The sequence below is a fragment of the Cellulosimicrobium sp. NPDC055967 genome, from assembly GCF_042269845.1.
Classification (GTDB): Bacteria; Actinomycetota; Actinomycetes; order Actinomycetales; family Cellulomonadaceae; genus Cellulosimicrobium.
In genome coordinates this window covers 1-16,803 of sequence record NZ_JBHJYJ010000020.1, presented here as the reverse complement: position 1 = coordinate 16,803, position 16,803 = coordinate 1, and the positions used below count along the sequence as shown (strand labels likewise).

At 75.1% G+C, this 16,803-nt stretch carries 18 protein-coding genes and 1 riboswitch; of the genes, 8 read left to right on the top strand and 10 right to left on the bottom strand.

All coding sequences use genetic code 11. The features are described from left to right. Window positions 1-51: 51 nt before the first annotated feature. Window positions 52-447, bottom strand: coding sequence for a RidA family protein (locus ACFC2L_RS18495; protein WP_375825805.1), 396 nt, complete (start codon window positions 445-447; stop codon window positions 52-54). A 220-nt stretch (window positions 448-667) separates the two neighbouring features. Here ACFC2L_RS18495 and ACFC2L_RS18490 point away from each other — a divergent pair, with 220 nt between their 5' ends. Further along, window positions 668-1,159, top strand: coding sequence for an NUDIX domain-containing protein (locus ACFC2L_RS18490; RefSeq protein ID WP_375825804.1), 492 nt, complete (start codon window positions 668-670; stop codon window positions 1,157-1,159). Window positions 1,160-1,168: 9 nt separating this feature from the next. Next, a complete protein-coding gene (locus ACFC2L_RS18485; RefSeq protein WP_375825803.1) occupies window positions 1,169-1,456 on the top strand; it encodes a hypothetical protein in 288 nt (95 codons plus the stop codon). Here the strand turns inward: ACFC2L_RS18485 and ACFC2L_RS18480 are convergent. From ACFC2L_RS18480 to ACFC2L_RS18470, 3 genes are all read right to left on the bottom strand, one after another. Beyond that, window positions 1,441-1,569, bottom strand: coding sequence for a hypothetical protein (locus ACFC2L_RS18480; RefSeq protein ID WP_264031249.1), 129 nt, complete (start codon window positions 1,567-1,569; stop codon window positions 1,441-1,443). The genes ACFC2L_RS18485 and ACFC2L_RS18480 overlap by 16 nt on opposite strands. 203 nt (window positions 1,570-1,772) lie before the next feature. Continuing rightward, window positions 1,773-3,005: an acetyl-CoA C-acyltransferase gene (locus tag ACFC2L_RS18475; RefSeq protein WP_375825801.1), complete on the bottom strand. Its 1,233-nt coding sequence runs from the start codon at window positions 3,003-3,005 to the stop codon at window positions 1,773-1,775. 116 nt (window positions 3,006-3,121) lie between these two features. Next, window positions 3,122-4,363, bottom strand: a complete 1,242-nt coding sequence (locus ACFC2L_RS18470) for an acyl-CoA dehydrogenase family protein (protein ID WP_375825799.1) — start codon at window positions 4,361-4,363, stop codon at window positions 3,122-3,124. A 196-nt stretch (window positions 4,364-4,559) separates the two neighbouring features. On the opposite strand from ACFC2L_RS18470, the gene ACFC2L_RS18465 reads away from it, so the two are divergent. Together ACFC2L_RS18465 and ACFC2L_RS18460 are read left to right on the top strand one after the other, a co-directional pair. After that, window positions 4,560-4,904 carry a VOC family protein gene (locus ACFC2L_RS18465; protein ID WP_375825798.1) on the top strand — a complete coding sequence of 115 codons (345 nt, stop codon included), beginning with the start codon at window positions 4,560-4,562 and terminating at the stop codon, window positions 4,902-4,904. Window positions 4,905-4,913: 9 nt separating this feature from the next. Beyond that, window positions 4,914-5,585, top strand: coding sequence for a hypothetical protein (locus tag ACFC2L_RS18460; RefSeq protein ID WP_375825797.1), 672 nt, complete (start codon window positions 4,914-4,916; stop codon window positions 5,583-5,585). Between the two features lie 31 nt (window positions 5,586-5,616). Here ACFC2L_RS18460 and pnuC read toward each other — a convergent pair whose 3' ends face one another. Further along, on the bottom strand, window positions 5,617-6,312 hold the full coding sequence (pnuC, locus tag ACFC2L_RS18455; RefSeq protein ID WP_375825796.1) for a nicotinamide riboside transporter PnuC: 696 nt from the start codon (window positions 6,310-6,312) through the stop codon (window positions 5,617-5,619). 151 nt (window positions 6,313-6,463) lie between these two features. After that, window positions 6,464-6,589, bottom strand: a riboswitch (FMN riboswitch). A gap of 161 nt (window positions 6,590-6,750) precedes the next feature. Further along, on the bottom strand, window positions 6,751-7,518 hold the full coding sequence (locus ACFC2L_RS18450; protein ID WP_375825795.1) for a TetR/AcrR family transcriptional regulator: 768 nt from the start codon (window positions 7,516-7,518) through the stop codon (window positions 6,751-6,753). 292 nt (window positions 7,519-7,810) lie between these two features. On the opposite strand from ACFC2L_RS18450, the gene ACFC2L_RS18445 reads away from it, so the two are divergent. Both ACFC2L_RS18445 and ACFC2L_RS18440 read left to right on the top strand, forming a co-directional pair. Next, on the top strand, window positions 7,811-9,334 hold the full coding sequence (locus ACFC2L_RS18445; protein ID WP_375825794.1) for a 3' terminal RNA ribose 2'-O-methyltransferase Hen1: 1,524 nt from the start codon (window positions 7,811-7,813) through the stop codon (window positions 9,332-9,334). Then, window positions 9,331-12,099 (top strand): polynucleotide kinase-phosphatase, encoded by a 2,769-nt coding sequence (locus tag ACFC2L_RS18440; protein WP_375825793.1) that lies wholly within the window; start codon window positions 9,331-9,333, stop codon window positions 12,097-12,099. The genes ACFC2L_RS18445 and ACFC2L_RS18440 overlap by 4 nt, the downstream gene beginning before the upstream one ends. 30 nt (window positions 12,100-12,129) lie before the next feature. Here the strand turns inward: ACFC2L_RS18440 and ACFC2L_RS18435 are convergent, their stop codons facing one another. The 3 genes from ACFC2L_RS18435 to ACFC2L_RS18425 all read right to left on the bottom strand — a co-directional run bounded on the left by ACFC2L_RS18435 (window position 12,130) and on the right by ACFC2L_RS18425 (window position 13,480). Further along, on the bottom strand, window positions 12,130-12,393 hold the full coding sequence (locus ACFC2L_RS18435; RefSeq protein WP_375825792.1) for a hypothetical protein: 264 nt from the start codon (window positions 12,391-12,393) through the stop codon (window positions 12,130-12,132). Window positions 12,394-12,563: 170 nt separating this feature from the next. Further along, entirely contained in the window at window positions 12,564-12,845 is a 282-nt protein-coding gene (locus ACFC2L_RS18430) for a hypothetical protein (protein ID WP_375825791.1), read from the bottom strand. Then, window positions 12,842-13,480, bottom strand: a complete 639-nt coding sequence (locus tag ACFC2L_RS18425; RefSeq protein ID WP_375825790.1) for a TetR/AcrR family transcriptional regulator — start codon at window positions 13,478-13,480, stop codon at window positions 12,842-12,844. Before ACFC2L_RS18425 ends, ACFC2L_RS18430 begins: the two co-directional genes overlap by 4 nt. A 152-nt stretch (window positions 13,481-13,632) precedes the next feature. Between ACFC2L_RS18425 and ACFC2L_RS18420 the strand changes: the two genes are divergently transcribed. Together ACFC2L_RS18420 and ACFC2L_RS18415 are read left to right on the top strand one after the other, a co-directional pair. Then, a complete protein-coding gene (locus ACFC2L_RS18420) occupies window positions 13,633-15,537 on the top strand; it encodes an ABC transporter ATP-binding protein (RefSeq protein ID WP_375825789.1) in 1,905 nt (634 codons plus the stop codon). 87 nt (window positions 15,538-15,624) lie between these two features. Continuing rightward, window positions 15,625-16,224 carry a dihydrofolate reductase family protein gene (locus ACFC2L_RS18415; RefSeq protein ID WP_375825788.1) on the top strand — a complete coding sequence of 200 codons (600 nt, stop codon included), beginning with the start codon at window positions 15,625-15,627 and terminating at the stop codon, window positions 16,222-16,224. Between the two features lie 44 nt (window positions 16,225-16,268). Here the strand turns inward: ACFC2L_RS18415 and ACFC2L_RS18410 are convergent, their stop codons facing one another. Beyond that, a complete protein-coding gene (locus tag ACFC2L_RS18410) occupies window positions 16,269-16,469 on the bottom strand; it encodes a DUF2510 domain-containing protein (RefSeq protein ID WP_375825787.1) in 201 nt (66 codons plus the stop codon). Window positions 16,470-16,803 lie beyond the last annotated feature (334 nt).

The following is a 16,803-nucleotide window of genomic DNA, read 5'->3' as shown; positions in this document are numbered from 1 at the left end:
AGCCGGGGCTACGGCCGTACGCCCGTGGAGAGGGGTGTCGGCCCGAGCGGCTCAGGCAGGCAGGGCCGCGACCGCCTCGATCTCGACGAGAGCACCGGGCCGGCCGATCCCCACCCGGAGGACCGTCACCGCCGCGGGGTGCGGACCCCAGACCTCGCCGACGGCGGCGAAGCCCGCCATGAGGTCGGCCTCCGGGTCGAGGTAGACGGCGAGCCGCGCGACGTCCTGCGGCCCGGCGCCCGCCTCGGCGAGCACGGCGAGGACGTTGCGCAGCGCCTGCGCGGTCTGGGCCGCGATGCCGCCCTCGACGATCGCGCCCTCGGCGTCGGTCCCGTTCTGGCCGCCGACGTAGAGCGTGCGACCGGTCTCGACGATCGTGCCCTGGGAGAACGCCGGGTTGCGGTGCAGCCCGGGCGGGTTGAGGTGCGTGACGCTCGGCGTGGTCATGGTCGTCCCCTCCTGCGGTCTGGTCCTGAGGCGACCGACGCTACGCGCGGCCACCCACAGGCCCACGGCGGGCGAGGAGCCCAGCCCCGCCTCCACCCAGGACCACGGCGGGAAGGGAGCCCGGCCCCGCCGCCCGCCCAGGACCACGACCCGCCCACGATGAACCCCGGGGCACGGCCCCCGACGGGCCGTCCCGCCGTCGGCTGTGTAGGAAGGAGGGGTGAAGCAGTCAGCAGGGCTCGTGCTCTACCGGTTCCGGGACGACGTCGTCGAGGTGCTCCTCGGGCACATGGGCGGACCGCTGTGGGCGCGCAAGGACGCGGGCGGCTGGACGATCCCCAAGGGCGAGGTGGAGCCCGGGGAGGAGGGTCGTGCCGCGGCGCTGCGCGAGTTCGCGGAGGAGCTCGGCGTGCCTGCCCCGGCGGCGCAGGCGCCCGACCTCGACCTCGGCACCGTGCGCCAGCGGGCCGGGAAGCTCGTCGCGGCGTGGGCACGGGAGGCGGACCTCGACGTCACGGCGATCTCCAGCAACACGTTCGCCCTGGAGTGGCCGCCGCGCTCGGGGCGGATGCAGGAGTTCCCCGAGCTCGACCGGGCCGGCTGGTTCCCGCTCGCGAGGGCTCGCGGCCTCGTCGTCGCGGGCCAGGTCCCGCTGCTCGATCGCCTCGATGAGCAGCTGGCGCACGCCCGCGACCGTGCCGTCGAGCCGTAGGCTCCGGGCGTGGCGCTGTATCACTACGGACTCTCGAAGCCGCCGCGCAACCAGCGGCGGCGCCGCTGGTGGGCGGTCGCGGTGCTGGTGCTGTGCGCGCTGGTCGGCCCCTTCGTCGTGGCGGGCGCGGTCCAGGGCTGGGTCGCGGGCGACGTCGCCGAGGCGCTGATGCTCACGCTGGTCTCGATCCTCTGCCTCAGCGGGGTCGGGAGCGCGGTCTGGGGCTTCGTCGACTCGTTCCGCGGCGAGGGCCCACGGGACGGCCCGGACGGCGGCCCGGCTCAGCCGAGCAGGTAGGGCGCCGCGGCGAACCCGGCGGCGAGGCCGACGAGCACGACGGCGGCGGCGGACAGGTGCGAGTGGCGCGCGCGGCTCGCGGTGCGGCGGGCTGCCTCGGTCACGGTGGTCATGGCGGTCCTCTCGTCGGGGTGGTTCAGGGAGAGAGACCGCGCCCGGCGCGATCCATGACGCGGTTTCGACCGACCTCGGCGCGATCTGCGTCACACCGCGGCGGCCGAAACGCGCCGACCCTGGTGCAGCATCGTGCACCAGGGTCGGGTGGTTCGCTCGGGCAAGTGCGTGCGGCGGGGCCTTGCCGCGCCCGGCGAGGGCGTCAGGCCCGCAGGATCAGCGCGTCGCCCTGCCCGCCCCCGCCGCACAGCGCCGCCGCGCCGACGCCGCCCCCACGGCGGCGCAGCGCGAGCGCGAGGTGCAGCGCGAGCCGGGCGCCCGACGCGCCGACCGGGTGACCGAGCGCGATGGCGCCGCCGTCGGTGTTGACGACGTCGGCGTCGATGCCGAGGTCGGCGATCGACTGCAGCGCGACGGCGGCGAACGCCTCGTTGATCTCCACGAGGTCGAGGTCGGCCGCGGCGATCCCCTCGCGCCGCACGGCGGCCTCGATCGCCCGGGACGGCTGGGAGTGCAGCGAGCCGTCCGGCCCCGCGACCTGGCCCGCCGCACCGATCTCGGCGAGCCACGACAGGCCGTTGCGCTTCGCGAAGGCGCGGCTCGCGACGACGACCGCCGCCGCGCCGTCGGACAGGGGCGAGCTCGACCCGGCGGTGATGGTCCCGTCCCGCACGAAGGCCGGGCGCAGGCGCTCCAGGGCCTCGAGCGTCGTGTCGGCGCGCACGCCCTCGTCGTGCTCGACGACGACCGGCTCGCCCCGCCGCTGCGGCACCTCGACGGGGGCGATCTCCTCGGCGAGCCGCCCGGCGTCGCGCGCCGCGGCGGCCCGCTGGTGCGAGCGCAGCGCGAACGCGTCCTGCTCGGGGCGGCCGATGCCGCGCGTCGCGCAGCCGCGGTCCGTGAGCTCGCCCATGACCTCGCCGCTGAACGGGTCGTTCAGCCCGTCGTGCGTGAGCGAGTCGGCCATCGTCACGTCCCCGAACGCGAACCCGGAGCGCGACCCGACGACGAGGTGCGGTGCGTTCGTCATGGACTCCTGGCCGCCCGCGACGACGACGCTCGCCTCGCCCGTACGGACCAGGCGGGCCGCGTCGATGATCGCGGTGAGGCCCGAGAGGCACAGCTTGTTGATCGTCACGGTGGGCACGTCCCAGCCGAGGCCCGCGAGGATCGCGGCCTGGCGCGCGGGGCCCTGCTTGGCACCCGCCTGCACGACCTGCCCGACGATCACCGTGTCGACCTGCTCCGGCGCGACGCCCGCGGCCGCGAGCGCGCCCCGGATCGCGTGCGCGCCGAGCTCGGCCGCGGAGAGCGAGGCGAGCGCGCCGCGGAAGCGCGCGAACGGGGTGCGCGCGCCGTGCAGGAGGACCGGGGTGACCTCGTCCTCGGGGGTGACGGCGGCGGCGTCGGGCAGGGGGCTGGCGTCGGTGCTCATGGGACTCCGATCCGGGGAGGGCGAGGAGACGGGGCGAACAGGAGGGAGCCCCGGCGCCGCGAGGAGGGGCGAGCGGCGCCGGGGAGCGGGGGAGAGGGCGTGCGCCCTCGGGACCGTCAGACGAACGCGGAGACGCCCGTGATGTCACGACCGACGATCAACGCCTGGACCGACTCGGTGCCCTCGTACGTGTGCAGGGCCTCGATGTCCGCGAAGTGCCGCGCGACGCGGTTCTGGAGCAGGATCCCGTTGCCGCCGAGCAGGTCGCGCGCGCTCGCCGCGACCTCGCGGGCCCCGCGCGTGCACGTGTACTTGGCGAGCGACGCCTGCGGGCCGGTGAGCGTCCCCGCCTCGTCGAGCCGCGTCATCTGCGCGACGAGGAGCTGGAGCTGCGTGATCGTCGAGAGCATCCGGGTGAGGCGCTCCTGCACCATCTGGTTCGCGGCGAGCGGGCGCCCGAACTGGACGCGCTGCTTCGCGTACGCGACCGCGGCCTCGTAGCACGCCACCGCGTGCCCGACGGCGGCCCACGCGACCCCGAGGCGCGTCGCGAAGAGCACGCGCGAGGTGTCCTTGAACGACCGCGCGCCCGGCAGGGCGTTCTCGGCGGGGACGAACACGTCGTCGAGCACGACGTGCGCCTGCCAGATCGCGCGGAGCGACACCTTGCCGGTGATGGTCGTGCCCGTGTAGCCCAGGGTGTCCTGCGGCACGACGAACCCGTGGACCTGGCCGTCGCCGTCGTCGCCGACGAGGCGCGCCCACACGACCGTGACGTGCCCCGACGACCCGTTGCCGATCCACTTCTTCTCGCCGTTCAGCACGTAGCCCTCGACGCCGTCGCGCGTCTCCTTGCGCGCCGTCGTCTCGAGCGAGACGGAGTCCGAGCCGTGGGTGGGCTCGGTGAGCGCGAACGCGCCGAGGATCTCCCCGCGCGCCATAGGCTCGGCGTACTTCGCCCGCTGCTCGTCGGAGCCGAGCATCTGGATGCTGCGCAGCGCGAGGCCGCCCTGGACGCCGCAGATCGTCGCGACGGAGCCGTCGCCGCGCGACATCTCCATCGCGGCGAGGCCCGCGCCGAGCAGGCTCACGCGCGGGCGGCCATCGACGTCGACGCCGTCGCGCAGGAGGTCGAGCTCGCCCATGCGCTTGACGAGGTCGAACGGGACCTCGGCGCGCTCCCAGTAGTCGTCGATGACCGGGAGCACCTCGTCCTGGACGAACTGCCGGACGCGCTGCTGGTGGGCGCGGTCCTCCTCGGTCGCGTCGGCGAACGCGCCGGCGTAGTCGAGGTCGAGCGGGGTCGCGAGGTCGTAGGTGGGCTCGGTGACTCCGGGCATGATCGGGGTGGTGGGCATCGGTGCTCCCCTGGGAGGGCGGCTGCGGTCGGTCGTGCGCGACCGGCTCCGGTGCGGGTCCCCGGGTGCGGGCCCGGCGTCGGCGGCGGTCTCTCCCATAGTGCAGCGATACCGGGTATCAGTCAATCTGAGACGGCGTATCGCATCGGATCCGTGACGCCGTGCGGCCCCGCGGCCCTCGTCCTACCGTCGAGGGATGGCCCTCGACCTGTTCGTGACGATGCACGTGCGCGACCACGACCCGGCGCGCGACTGGTACGTGCGGCTCCTCGGGTCCGACCCGACGTTCGTCGCGACGCCCACCGAGTCCGTCTGGGAGCTCGCCGAGCACCGGTGGCTCGTCGTCGAGCAGGTGCCCGAGCACGCCGGCCACGGTGTCGTCACCGTGTTCCGCGACGACGTCGACGCGTTCCTCGCCGCGGCCTCGGAGCGGGGGATCGAGCCGGACCGCCGCGAGACGTACGACGGCGGGGTCGTGAAGACCGTGTTCCGCGACCCGGACGGCAACGAGGTCGGGCTCAGCGGCGCGCTCCCGTCGTAGGGTTCCCGCGTGACGACGACGGCCGGCCGGGTGACCTGGGACGACGACGCCTCCCTGGGCGCGTGGATCGCACCGCGCCTCGGGGAGTTCGGCCCGCGCGTCGACGGCACGGTCCCGCGCGGCTACGCGGCGTACGCGTGCGTCCCGCACCCGGGCTGGGACGACGACGACACGCTCGCGACGCGGACCGACGCCCTGGCCGCGGCGCTCGCGGCCTTCACCGGGGACCAGCCCGTGCACCTCGCGCTGTGGACGGGCCACGCGTTCCTCTACGACCACGGCACGGACCCGCGCGCGAGCTCGGGCGCAGCGCCGCTGGTCGGGTGGCCCGAGGACGAGCCGCGGCCGACCGCAGCGGAGATCGAGCGCGCGGTCGCCGAGGCGTGGGAGCAGCTCGCGCCGACGCTCGTCGAGCGCCCGGCCGCGCCGATGCTCCTGCTCCCGCACCGCGAGTACCACCTGTGGACGGGGACCCTCGCCGACGTCGGCGTCTTCCGCGACCACGAGCAGCCGCCCAACCTGTGGTGGCCCGAGGACAGGTCGTGGTTCGTCGGGACCGAGATCGACGCCGCCGCGACCTACGTGGGCGGGAGCGAGGAGCTCGTCGAGGCGCTGTGCACGGACCCGGCGCTGCGCGCGAGCCGCACCGCGCCGTCGGACCGGATGCTGTTCGAGGACTGACCCGCGGCTGCCCCGGCCGCAGGCACCCAGGTCAGGCGGGCGCGCCCGCCGCCGCCTCAGCCGTCGCGCGCCGGTTGACGCGCCACCACACGAAGAACCCGACGAGCGTGAACGCGCCGTAGAACACGTACATGAACGCGGACGCGTAGAACCCGGCCGAGATCAGCAGCGGCACGCCCACGACGTCCACCGCGACCCAGATCAGCCAGAACTCGACCCAGCCCTTGGCCATGCCGTACGTCGCGAGCAGCGAGCCCATGAAGATCCACGCGTCGGCCCAGACGGGCTCGTACGACTCGAGCGCCCGGAACAGGGGCGTGAGCAGCGCCGTCCCGCCGACGAGCGCGACGACGAGGAACGCGCGCTGACGCCACGACGCCCAGCGCGGCACGACGGCGACGCCGTGGCTGTCCGCGTCGGTCTCGCCGAGCCGGGCCTGGGTCCGGCGCCACTGCACCCACCCGTACACCGACACGACGACGAACATGACCTGCCGCCCGGCCTGGCCGAGCAGGTTCACGGGGTTGGGGGTCGCGAACACCGCGCCGAGGAACACCGTGAGCAGCAGCAGGTTGCCGACGATGCCCACCGGCCACGCCCACACCTTGCGCCGCATGCCGCCCAGCGCCGACGCCAGGCCGAACCCGTTGCCCACGATCTCGCGCCACAGCAGGTGCTGGTCGCCGATCGTCAGCTGCGCGTCGAACAGCGCGTGGATCAGGTCCATCGGATGTCCTCGTCCTCCCGGGCACGGTGGCTCCGGGGTGAGGGCGGGCGGCGGGCCGGGCGCCCAGGGCGGCCCGACGGCGTCGCTCACCACGGCGAGGCCGCGCCCCGTCGCGCGGGCTCGTGAGAGCCCGGCCGAGGACGGCCGCGCCGCACGTGCTTCCTCCCATCCGGACTGTCACCGTCGGTCCTGGAGTTCCACCAGGTCAACCGCGCGTGGGCGCGGGTCGCGGACTGTCACCGCCGGCTCGGAATTGCACCGACCCCGGAGCACGTTCGTGCGTACTGCGTTCTGCAACCGCCGATGCTACCGGCGCATTCCCCGCCACCGTGCGTGCGCACCTCTCGCGAGATAGCGACGCCCGGCGGCGATCCGCGGTCCCAGGAGGTCGTGCGTCGCTATCTCGGCGGGACGTCGCTATCTCGGGGCCAGCACCGGTCAGGTGAGGGCGTCGCGGACGGCGCGGGCGACGTCGTCCGCGACGCCCTGCGCGTCCGTCCCGGCGTCGACCACCGTGACGACGACGCGTCGCCCGGAGGGCGTGCCGTCCCCGGGGCCGCGCCCGTCGGTCGGTGCGGCGTCGTCGGGTGCCGCGTACCGGCCGACGGCGGCGCGGCGCAGGTCCGCGAACGCCTCCTCGAGCTGGGGGCGCAGGTCCTGGTCGGGGGAGCGCAGCCACCGGCGCAGGAGCGCGTTGTGCACGGCGACGACCGACGCGGCGAACGCGATGGACGCGGTGGAGCGGCGCTCGTCGGGCGGGAGCGCGTCGCGCAGGTACGCGGTGAACGCCCGCTCGTAGCGGTGCGTCGTGACGAGCTCGCGGTCGCGCAGCGCCGGCACCTGCTGGAGGAGCTGCCACCGCGCGAGCGAAGTCTCCCGCTGCCCGACGTGGTGGTCGAACACGAGCCGCGCCGCGCGGCAGACCTCGACGTACGGGTCGACGGCGGGGTCCGGCGTGAGCCGGCCGTCGGCGTCGGGCACGGGCCGGGTCGCGGCCAGCATGACGACGACCTCGTCGAGCAGGAGCTCGTGGTCCGCGAAGACCACGTCCTCCTTGGAGCCGTAGCGGCGGAAGAAGGTGGCGCGGCTGACCTGGGCGGCGTCGGCGATCTCCTCGACGGTCGTCTGCTCGTACCCCTTGCGGGTGAAGAGCTCGATCGCTGCGTCGACGGCCTGGGCGTGGGTGCGGCTGCGGACGTCGGTCATGCACCGGACGGTACACCGGTCCCGCTCACGCGCCCCTTCCGGCGGAGCGCCGTCGCTCCCGCTGGTCGTCCTCCGGGCCCGAGGGCCGCTCTCGGCCGTGGCGACCACGTGTGACCGCCGGCTGGACGTTGGCCGGGCGCGTGCCGTGGGCAGCGGCGCCCGTGGTTCGACGGTAGACCTCCGGGGCGCCCGCGTCGATGGGCGGAGGGGCTGAAACTTCGGACGTCCACAGGCTGCGCGGTCGTCCACAATCCCGGTGCCCCGCCCGCCGTCGGATGGCACCATGGCGGCCATGCTCGTGACCCTCGCCGCGACGGCGTCCCCGGGGACGCTCGACGACGCCACCGACCTCGGGTTCCTGCTGCACAAGCACCCGGACCGTGCGCAGGTGTTCGACCTGCCCGTGGGCCGCGCGCACGTGTTCTACCCCGAGGCGACGGCGGAGCGGTGCGAGGTCGCGCTGCTGCTCGAGGTCGACCCGGTGGGGATCGTCCGCAACAAGCGCTTCGGCGGCGGGGACGCCTTCGCGCTCGCGCAGTACGTCAACGACCGGCCCTACGCCGCGTCGTCGATGGTCGCGGTCGCGCTCGGCAAGGTGTTCGCGACGGCGATGGCGGGCCGGTGCGACGCTCGGCCCGGGCTGCCCGACGTCGAGCTCCCGCTGGACGTCCACGTCCCCGCGCTGCCGTGCCGGGGCGGGGCTGACCTCGCGCGGCGGCTGTTCGAGCCGCTGGGCTGGCACGTGACGGCGACCGCGGAGCCGCTCGACCCGACCGTCCCGGCATGGGGCACGTCGCGGTACGTCGACCTGCGCCTGCGCGGCACGCGCCGGCTCGCCGACGCGCTCGCGCAGCTCTACGTGCTGCTGCCCGTGCTCGACGACGCCAAGCACTACTGGGTCTCCACGGACGAGGTCGACAAGCTCGTGCGCGCGGGCGGCGGCTGGCTCGCCGACCACCCCGAGCGCGCGCAGATCCTGCGCCGCTACCTCGCGCACCAGCGCCGCTACGTCGAGGACGCGACGGCGCGCCTCGCCGCGCTCGACGGCGCCTCGACCCCGGACGCGGCCGAGCCCGACGGCGGGGTCTCGCCCGACGGCGCGACGGCACCCGGGGCGGACGTGCCGGAGCCGCCGCTCGCCCGGCAGCGCGCGGACGCGGTGCTCGGGGTGCTGCACGAGGTCGGCGCGCGGACCGTCGTCGACCTCGGCTGCGGCGAGGGTGCGATCCTGCGCCGCCTCGCCGCCGACCGGACGTTCACGCGCGTCCTCGGCACCGACGTCTCCGCGCGCGAGCTCGAGCGCGCGGCCGCCCGGCTGCGCCTGCACGACGCGAGCGACGCCGAGCGCGAGCGCGTGCGCCTGCTCCAGTCGTCGCTCACGTACACCGACGACAGGCTCACGGGGTTCGACGCCGCGGTTCTCATGGAGGTCGTCGAGCACGTGGACCCGTCGCGCCTGGACGCGCTGGCGCACGCGGTGCTGGGGCACGCGCGACCGCGCACCGTCGTCGTCACGACGCCCAACGCGGAGTACAACGTGCACTACCCGAACCTGCTCGACGGGCCTGGCGGACGCCCGGTGCGGCACCCCGACCACCGGTTCGAGTGGACGCGCGGGGAGCTGCGCGCGTGGGCGGCCTTCGTCGCGGGCCGGTACGGATACGCGGTCGAGCACCGCGACGTCGGGCCGCTCGCCCCCGAGGTCGGGGCGCCCACGCAGATGGTCGTCCTCACCCTCGTGCCGGAGGGGCCCGTCGAGCATGACGCGCCGACCGCGGCAGCACCTGGCACGCGCGACGGGGAGGAGGCCCGATGAGCGAGCCCATGACGGCGCGGACGAGCGAGCCCGCGGCCGAGAACGCGACGGAGCCCGCGACCGAGAACGCGACCGAGAACGCGACGGAGCCCGCGACCGAGAGCGTGGGGGCGACGCGCGACCTGCGGGTGCCTGCGTCGAGCCTCGTGGTGCTCGTCGGCGTCTCCGGCTCGGGGAAGTCGACGTTCGCGCGCGAGCACTTCGGGCCGTACGAGACGGTGTCGTCGGACGTGTGCCGCGGCCTCGTGTCGAACGACGAGAACGACCAGGCGGCCACCCGGGCGGCGTTCGAGGTCCTGGAGACCATCGTGTCCAAGCGGCTCGAGGCGAACCTGCTCACCGTCGTCGACGCGACGAACGTGCAGCGCGAGGCCCGCAAGACCCTCGTCGCACTCGCGCGCGCCCACGACGTCCTGCCCGTCGCGATCGTCCTCGACGTGCCGGAGAAGGTCGCGGTCGAGCGCAACGAGGCGCGCGCGGACCGCGGGTTCGGCGCGCACGTCGTGAAGCGGCAGCGCGCGGCGCTGCGGTCGTCGCTCAAGAGCCTGCAGCGCGAGGGGTTCCGCACCGTGCACGTGCTGCGCGGGGAGGACGAGGTCGCGGCCGCGCGGATCGTGCGCACGCCGCTGCTCACCGACCGTCGCGACGAGCACGGCCCGTTCGACGCGATCGGCGACGTGCACGGCTGCCTCGACGAGCTGGTGACCCTCCTCGGCGAGCTGGGCTACGCCGTCGTGCGCGACGACGCGGGCCGGCCCGTCGACGCCGCGCACCCCGCGGGCCGGCGCGCGATCTTCCTCGGCGACCTCGTCGACCGCGGGCCCGACTCCCCGGGCGTGCTGCGGCTCGCGATGGGCATGGTCCGCGCGGGGCACGCGCTCGCGGTGCCGGGCAACCACGAGCACAAGCTCGTGCGCGCGCTCGGCGGTCGCGACGTCAAGGTCTCCCACGGCCTGGAGACGACGCTCGCGCAGCTCGCCGCGGAGCCCGAGGAGTTCCGGCGCGAGGTCGCGGAGTTCTGCCGCGACCTCGTCTCCCACCTCGTGCTCGACGACGGCCGGCTCGTCGTCGCGCACGCGGGGCTCAAGGAGTCCTACCAGGGGCGCGCGTCGGGCCGGGTGCGGAGCTTCGCGCTCTACGGGGACACGACCGGCGAGACCGACGAGTTCGGCCTGCCCGTGCGCTACCCGTGGGCGGACGACTACCGCGGTCGCGCCATGGTCCTCTACGGGCACACGCCGACGCCCGAGGCCGAGTGGGTCAACAACACGATGTGCCTCGACACGGGGTGCGTGTTCGGCGGGAGGCTGTCCGCGCTGCGCTACCCGGAGAAGGAGGTGGTGCAGGTCCCCGCGGCGCGCGAGTACTACGCGCCCGCGCGCCCGTTCCTGCCGGAGGACTCGGGCACCGGTGGGGCGTCCACGCGCGAGCCCGACCTGCTCTCCGTCGCCGACGTGCTCGGGCGTCGCGCCGTCGAGACCGCGACGCACGGGCGCGTGACCGTCGGTGAGGAGCAGGCGGCGGGCGCGCTGGAGGTCATGAGCCGGTTCGCCGTCGACCCGCGCCTCCTCCTGTACCTGCCGCCGACCATGAGCCCGGTCGCGACCTCGACCCTGCCCGGCCTCCTGGAGCACCCCGACGCCGCGTTCGCCGCGTACGCGCGCGACGGCGTCGACCGGGTCGTGTGCGAGGAGAAGCACATGGGGTCGCGAGCGGTTCTGCTGGTCGCGCGTGACTCGGGGTCGGCGGACGGGTCGCGCGTCGTCGCGGAGCGGTTCGGGATCGACGCGCCCGGCGCGGTGCACACCCGCACCGGGCGGTCGTTCCTCGACGAGCCGACGACGGCGCTGCTGCTCGGGCGCGTCGCCGCGGCCCTCGCCGCGGCCGGGACGTGGGACGCGCTCGGCGCCGACTGGGTGCTGCTCGACGCCGAGGTCCTGCCGTGGTCGCTCAAGGCCGACCAGCTCCTGCGCGACCAGTACGCGAGCGTCGGGGCGGCCGCGCGGGCCGTCATGCCGTCGGCGCTCGCGGCCCTCGCCGCGGCCGAGGCGCGGGGCGTCGACGTGGGCGAGCTCCGGCGTCGGACCGCGCGGCGGTCGACCGACGCCGAGCTGTTCGTCGAGACGTACCGGCGCTACCGCTGGGACACGGGCGCGGCCGTGGACGGCGACGCCGCGTCCGACCCGCTGCGCGGCGTGCAGGTCGCGCCGTTCCAGGTGCTTGCGAGCGGGACGTCCGCGCGATCCGGGTCCGCGGAGTCGGTCGGGACGACGTACGCCGAGCGCGACCACCTGTGGCACCTCGACGTCGCGGACCGGCTCGTCGCGGCGGATCCGGCGCTGTTCCGCACGACGCGGCGCGTCGTCGTCGACCTCGCCGACGACGCGTCGCGCGCCGAGGGGACGGCCTGGTGGGAGGAGCTCACGGCGACCGGCGGCGAGGGCATGGTGGTCAAGCCGGTCGCCAACCTCGTGCGGCGCCGGGGCGCGCCCGGGAAGGGCGGCGGGCTCGTGCAGCCCGGGCTCAAGGTCCGCGGCCGGGAGTACCTGCGCATCATCTACGGCCCCGAGTACACCGAGGAGCGCAACCTCGAACGGCTGCGCGAGCGGTCGCTGGGGCGCAAGCGGTCCCTCGCGCTGCGGGAGTACGCCCTCGGTCTCGAGGCGCTCGACAGGGTGGCGCGCGGTGAGCCGACCTGGCGCGTCCACGAGCCGGTGTTCGCGGTGCTGGCGCTGGAGTCGGAGCCCGTCGACCCGCGCCTGTGACGGCGACGATGACGCGCGGTGCGCGGGGCGTCAGCTGCCCATGAAGGCGTTCATCGCGAGGACGGAGAAGAGGACCGCGGCACCGAGCACCGCGACCGCGACGAGCCAGCCGTTCGCCCGCTCGACCGGCGGGACGGCCGGGCGCGGCGCGGGGTCGACCTCGCGCCGTCGGGCACCGCGACGCGCCGTGACGCGCAGGCCGCGCGCGGCCGCACGCACGGAGGGCTGCGTCGGGGACGGCTCGGGGAGCTGCTCGGGGGACGCAGCGTCCCGGGCGGGGGTCGGGGTCGTCACGGAGCACCTCCGGAGGTCTGTGGCGCCGCTGCCCGACGCCGTACCGCCAGTCTTCCCGCCGACCCGCCCCCGGCGCGTCGCCCGTCCGGTGGATCCTGCGGTCCACCGGGGTGCGACCTCCGGATGACGAGGGTGCCTCCCCGTGGGCCGCGCGGGCCACGCCTCGCGCATCAGCGCGGCGCGTTCTCCTGGTAGCGGGGCCGGCCGCCGCGCGCGGCGCGCTGGAGGTAGCGGACCTCGCGGAGCGCGACGGCCACGGCGACGAGGAGCGGGAACCACGCCCAGGCGCGACCGCGCAGCACGAGCACGAGGCACACGAGCGCGACGGCGATCCCGCCGAAGACCGTCGCGACGCTCGCCCAGCGCACGCCCGTGCGCACCTCGTCGGCGCGCTGCCACCAGCGCCGCAGGCGTTCGCCGGGGCCGGGCCGCGGGCCCGGGCCGGTGCTCACGGGCGGGCCCCGCGGGCGAGCGCGACGCCCTCGATGCTGCGGACGGCCATGCGGAGCGCGTCGGCGCGCGTCGCCTCGCCCTCGTCGTGCATCGCCCAGGCGTTGAAGAGCATCCACCACAGGGTGCGGACCAGCCACGACACGGTGAGCTGGTCGTCGAACACGCCCTCCGCCTGGCCGTGGCGCAGGAGCTCGCGCACCGGCTCCTCGGCTGCCTCGGACTCCGCCCAGAACTCGGGTTCGCAGTCGGGCAGCTCGTTGGACAGCACCACGTACCAGGGGCCGAGGTCGAAGTACTCGAACGCGAGACGGCGCAGCGCGGCCACCGGGTCGCCGTCGTCGAGGCGGGCCGCGACGATCGCGGCACGCGTGCGCTCGACGGCCTCGGTCCCGATCGCCTCGACGAGGTCGGCCCGCTCGGGGAAGTAGCGGTGCAGCGTCGTGCGCCCGACCTGCGCGGACTGGGCGACGTCGCCGAGCGACGCGGACTTGTCCGCGCTGAGCACGGCGACCGCGGCGTCGAGGATCGCGCGCCGCGTGCGCGCGCGGGTTCCGCTCTCCGCGGGCACGGCGTCGTGCGCCGCTGCGGAGGCTGGCGCGGTGGTGGCGTCCCGAGCGCTGGTTCGTGCCGTCACGCGGCCCACGATAGCCCTCCGGGGCATGGAACACCTCTTGCCACTAGTGGAACAGCCATGTTCCACTAGTGGTCACGACCGTTCCGTTGTCACGATCCGCCCCGCGTCAACCACAGTTGACACGAGAGAGGATGTCAACCATGGTTGACGGCATGTCCACGACCGACGCCACCGGCTCGCCGACCTCGACGCCCGCCACGAGCGATGCCAAGGGCCCGTTCCTCCCACGGCTCAGAGTGCTCGGGGAGTTCGTCCGACCGCACCGCCGCACGCTCCTGCTCGGGCTCGTCCTGGGGCTGGGCACCACGGCCGCCACGCTCGCGACGCCGATGGTCACCAAGTGGGTCCTCGACACCCTCGGGACGGGGGAGTCGCTGACCCCGGCCGTCCTCACGCTCGTCGGGCTGCTCGTCGTGGGCCTCGTGCTCGGGCTGTGGCAGTGGATCCTGCTCGGCACGCTCGCCGAGCGGGTCGTGCTCGACGCGCGGTCGTCCATGGTGCGGCGCTACTTCCGCGCGCGGATCGGCGCGCTCACCGGCCGCCCGACGGGCGAGCTCGTCACGCGCGTCACCTCCGACACCGTGCTGCTGCGCGAGGCCGCGTCGTCGAGCATCGTCAACCTGGTCAACTTCGCCGTCTCCCTCGTCGGGACGGTCATCCTCATGGGCGTGCTCGACATCGTGCTGCTCGGCACGACGCTCGGCGCGATCGTCGTCATCGCCGTGCTCGTGGGCGCGCTCATGCCGCGCATCGCCAAGGCGCAGGAGAAGGCGCAGGAGTCGCTCGGCAGCCTGGGCGGGACGCTCGAGGGCGGCCTCCGCGCGATCCGCACGATCAAGGCGAGCCGCGCCGAGGGGCGCCAGATCGACCGCGTGCTCGACGACGCGCAGGCGTCCGCGCGGCACAGCGTCCGGGCCGTGCGCACCGAGGCCATCGCGTGGACCGTCGCGGGCGGCGGGATCCAGCTCGCGATCATCGTCATCCTCGCGCTCGGCGCGTGGCGCGTCGACGAGGGGCTGCTCGCCGTGTCGAGCCTCGTCGCGTTCCTGCTCTACGCGTTCCAGATCGTCGAGCCCGTCACCGGGCTCACCATGAACGTCACGCAGCTCCAGGCCGGCATCGCCGCCGCGGGCCGCATCAGCGAGGTCCAGGCGATCGAGCCGGAGGAGGACGACGACGTGGCCCGGCCGGTCCGGGCGGGCACGGCGACGCTCGACCCGGCCCGCGCGGAGGCGGGCCGACCGGCGGGGGCGGGGGCGGGTGCGGCGTCGGGCACCGACGGGAGCACGGCGGGGACGCCGCGGCTCTCCCTGCGGGGCGTCACGGCGCGCTACCTGCCCGGCGGCGAGCCCGTGGTCCGCGACCTCGACCTCGACGTGCCCCACCGCGGGCAGGTCGCGATCGTCGGGCCGTCGGGCGCGGGCAAGACCACGACGTTCTCCCTGCTGCTGCGGTTCCTCCAGCCCGAGTCCGGGCAGATCCTCCTCGACGGCGTGCCGTACGACGACCTCACGTTCGACGACGTCCGGCGCCGGTTCGCGTACGTCGAGCAGGAGACGCCCGTCGTGCCGGGCACGATCCGCGAGAACCTGCACCTCTCCGACCCCGGTGCGACCGACGAGGCCATGTGGGCGGCGCTCGCGAAGGTCCGGCTCGAGACCAAGGTGCGCTCGCTCGCCGACGGGCTCGACACGTCCCTAGTCGGGACGACCGTCTCGGGCGGCGAGCGGCAGCGCGTCGCCCTCGCGCGCGCCGTCCTGCACGCGCCCGACGTCCTGCTGCTCGACGAGGCGACGGCGCAGGTCGACGGGCTCACCGAGGCCGCCGTGCACGCCGTCATCGAGGACCTCGCGCGCGACCGCGCGGTCGTGACCATCGCCCACCGGCTGTCCACCGTGATCGACGCCGACCTCATCCTCGTCATGGAGGACGGCCGCGTCCGCGCCCGCGGCACGCACGCCGAGCTCCTCGCGACCGACGAGCTCTACCGCGAGCTCGTCGCCGCCCTGCGCATCGCGACCGAGGAGGCCGCGACCCCGAGCGGGGCCGTGCGATGAGTTCCGCGCGCACGACCGGTCGGAGGTGGCGTCAGGTGTGGACGACGGCGGCCGCGGCTCGCGCGGACCGCGGAGGGTGAGGTCGGCATGGGGAACGTGACGTGCGACGTGGCGGTGTCGGTGGACGGGTTCTCCTCGCGGCCCGACCAGACGCTGGAGCACCCCTTCGGCGCGGGCGTGGACCTGCACCGGTGGATGTTCGAGACAGCCGACGAGAACCGCGCGGAGCTCGACGCGATCCTCGCGGCCGGCGCGTTCGTCATGGGGCGGAACATGTTCACGCCGGGCCGCGGCGAGTGGGACCTCGACTGGCGCGGCTGGTGGGGGCCGGAGCCGCCGTACCACGGGCCGGTGTTCGTCCTCACGCACCACCCGCGCGAGCCGCTCGTCATGGAGGGCGGGACGACGTTCTTCTTCGTCACCGACGGCGTCGAGTCCGCCGTCGCGCAGGCGCGGGAGGCGGCGGGCGACCGGGACGTCTCCGTCGCCGGCGGCGCCGCGACCATCAACCAGACGCTCGCGGCGGGCCTGCTCGACGAGCTCCGGCTGCACGTCGTCCCGCAGGTCCTCGGCCATGGCGACCGGGTGCTCGACGGCGCCCCGCCCCTCGCGCTCGAGACCGTCGCCGTGCGTGCGGCGTCGCTCGTCACGCACGTCACCTACCGCGTGCGGGGGCCGCTCGGCTGACGAGCGTCGTCGTGGGTGCGGACCGGTCTCGTCGCGGCGACGCGTCAGCCCAGCACCGCGAGCAGGAGCGGCGCGGCGACGACGAGCACGACGACGGCCCCGACGACGAGGACCCGGCGCCACGGACCGGAGTCCTCCGACGCGCGGCGCGCGCGGGTGCGGTCGGTCCACGCCGCGCCGTCGTACCAGCGCTCGCTGCCCGACCCCGATGCGTCCGCGTACCATCCCGCCGCTGCCTTGCGCACGTCGCCTCCTCGCGCCACGAACCCGTGAGCCCCTCCGTACGGACCTGTGTCACAGGACCCCTACCTCTTTCACGCAGCAGCGCCCCGCGAGGTTCCGTCCGGTCCGCGGGTCGTGCGGGAGACGGTGGTCGCGCCGGTCCGGTCGAGGCACTCGGCTAGGGCCTGTTTCGGAAGTGGTGTCTGACCTGCGGGTTCGGCATGCTGCGGGGTCGTGGCTGAGGTTGCGGGGCGGCATGATTTGAGTGATGCGGCGTGGGCGGTGATCGAGTCTTTGCTGCCTGTCGCGTCGTTGGGGCGTCCAGCGCGGAATCTGCGTCGTCAGGTCGATGGGATC

What these genes read in the sequence shown, in the direction of transcription:
- ACFC2L_RS18495 (WP_375825805.1), bottom strand. Translation starts at nt 447, where the DNA reads ATGACCACGCCGAGCGTCACGCACCTCAACCCGCCCGGGCTGCACCGC.
- ACFC2L_RS18480 (WP_264031249.1), bottom strand. Translation starts at nt 1,569, where the DNA reads ATGACCACCGTGACCGAGGCAGCCCGCCGCACCGCGAGCCGCGCGCGC.
- ACFC2L_RS18475 (WP_375825801.1), bottom strand. Translation starts at nt 3,005, where the DNA reads ATGAGCACCGACGCCAGCCCCCTGCCCGACGCCGCCGCCGTCACCCCC.
- ACFC2L_RS18470 (WP_375825799.1), bottom strand. Translation starts at nt 4,363, where the DNA reads ATGCCCACCACCCCGATCATGCCCGGAGTCACCGAGCCCACCTACGAC.
- ACFC2L_RS18465 (WP_375825798.1), top strand. Translation starts at nt 4,560, where the DNA reads ATGGCCCTCGACCTGTTCGTGACGATGCACGTGCGCGACCACGACCCG.
- pnuC (WP_375825796.1), bottom strand. Translation starts at nt 6,312, where the DNA reads ATGGACCTGATCCACGCGCTGTTCGACGCGCAGCTGACGATCGGCGAC.
- ACFC2L_RS18450 (WP_375825795.1), bottom strand. Translation starts at nt 7,518, where the DNA reads ATGACCGACGTCCGCAGCCGCACCCACGCCCAGGCCGTCGACGCAGCG.
- ACFC2L_RS18445 (WP_375825794.1), top strand. Translation starts at nt 7,811, where the DNA reads ATGCTCGTGACCCTCGCCGCGACGGCGTCCCCGGGGACGCTCGACGAC.
- ACFC2L_RS18440 (WP_375825793.1), top strand. Translation starts at nt 9,331, where the DNA reads ATGAGCGAGCCCATGACGGCGCGGACGAGCGAGCCCGCGGCCGAGAAC.
- ACFC2L_RS18420 (WP_375825789.1), top strand. Translation starts at nt 13,633, where the DNA reads ATGTCCACGACCGACGCCACCGGCTCGCCGACCTCGACGCCCGCCACG.
- ACFC2L_RS18415 (WP_375825788.1), top strand. Translation starts at nt 15,625, where the DNA reads ATGGGGAACGTGACGTGCGACGTGGCGGTGTCGGTGGACGGGTTCTCC.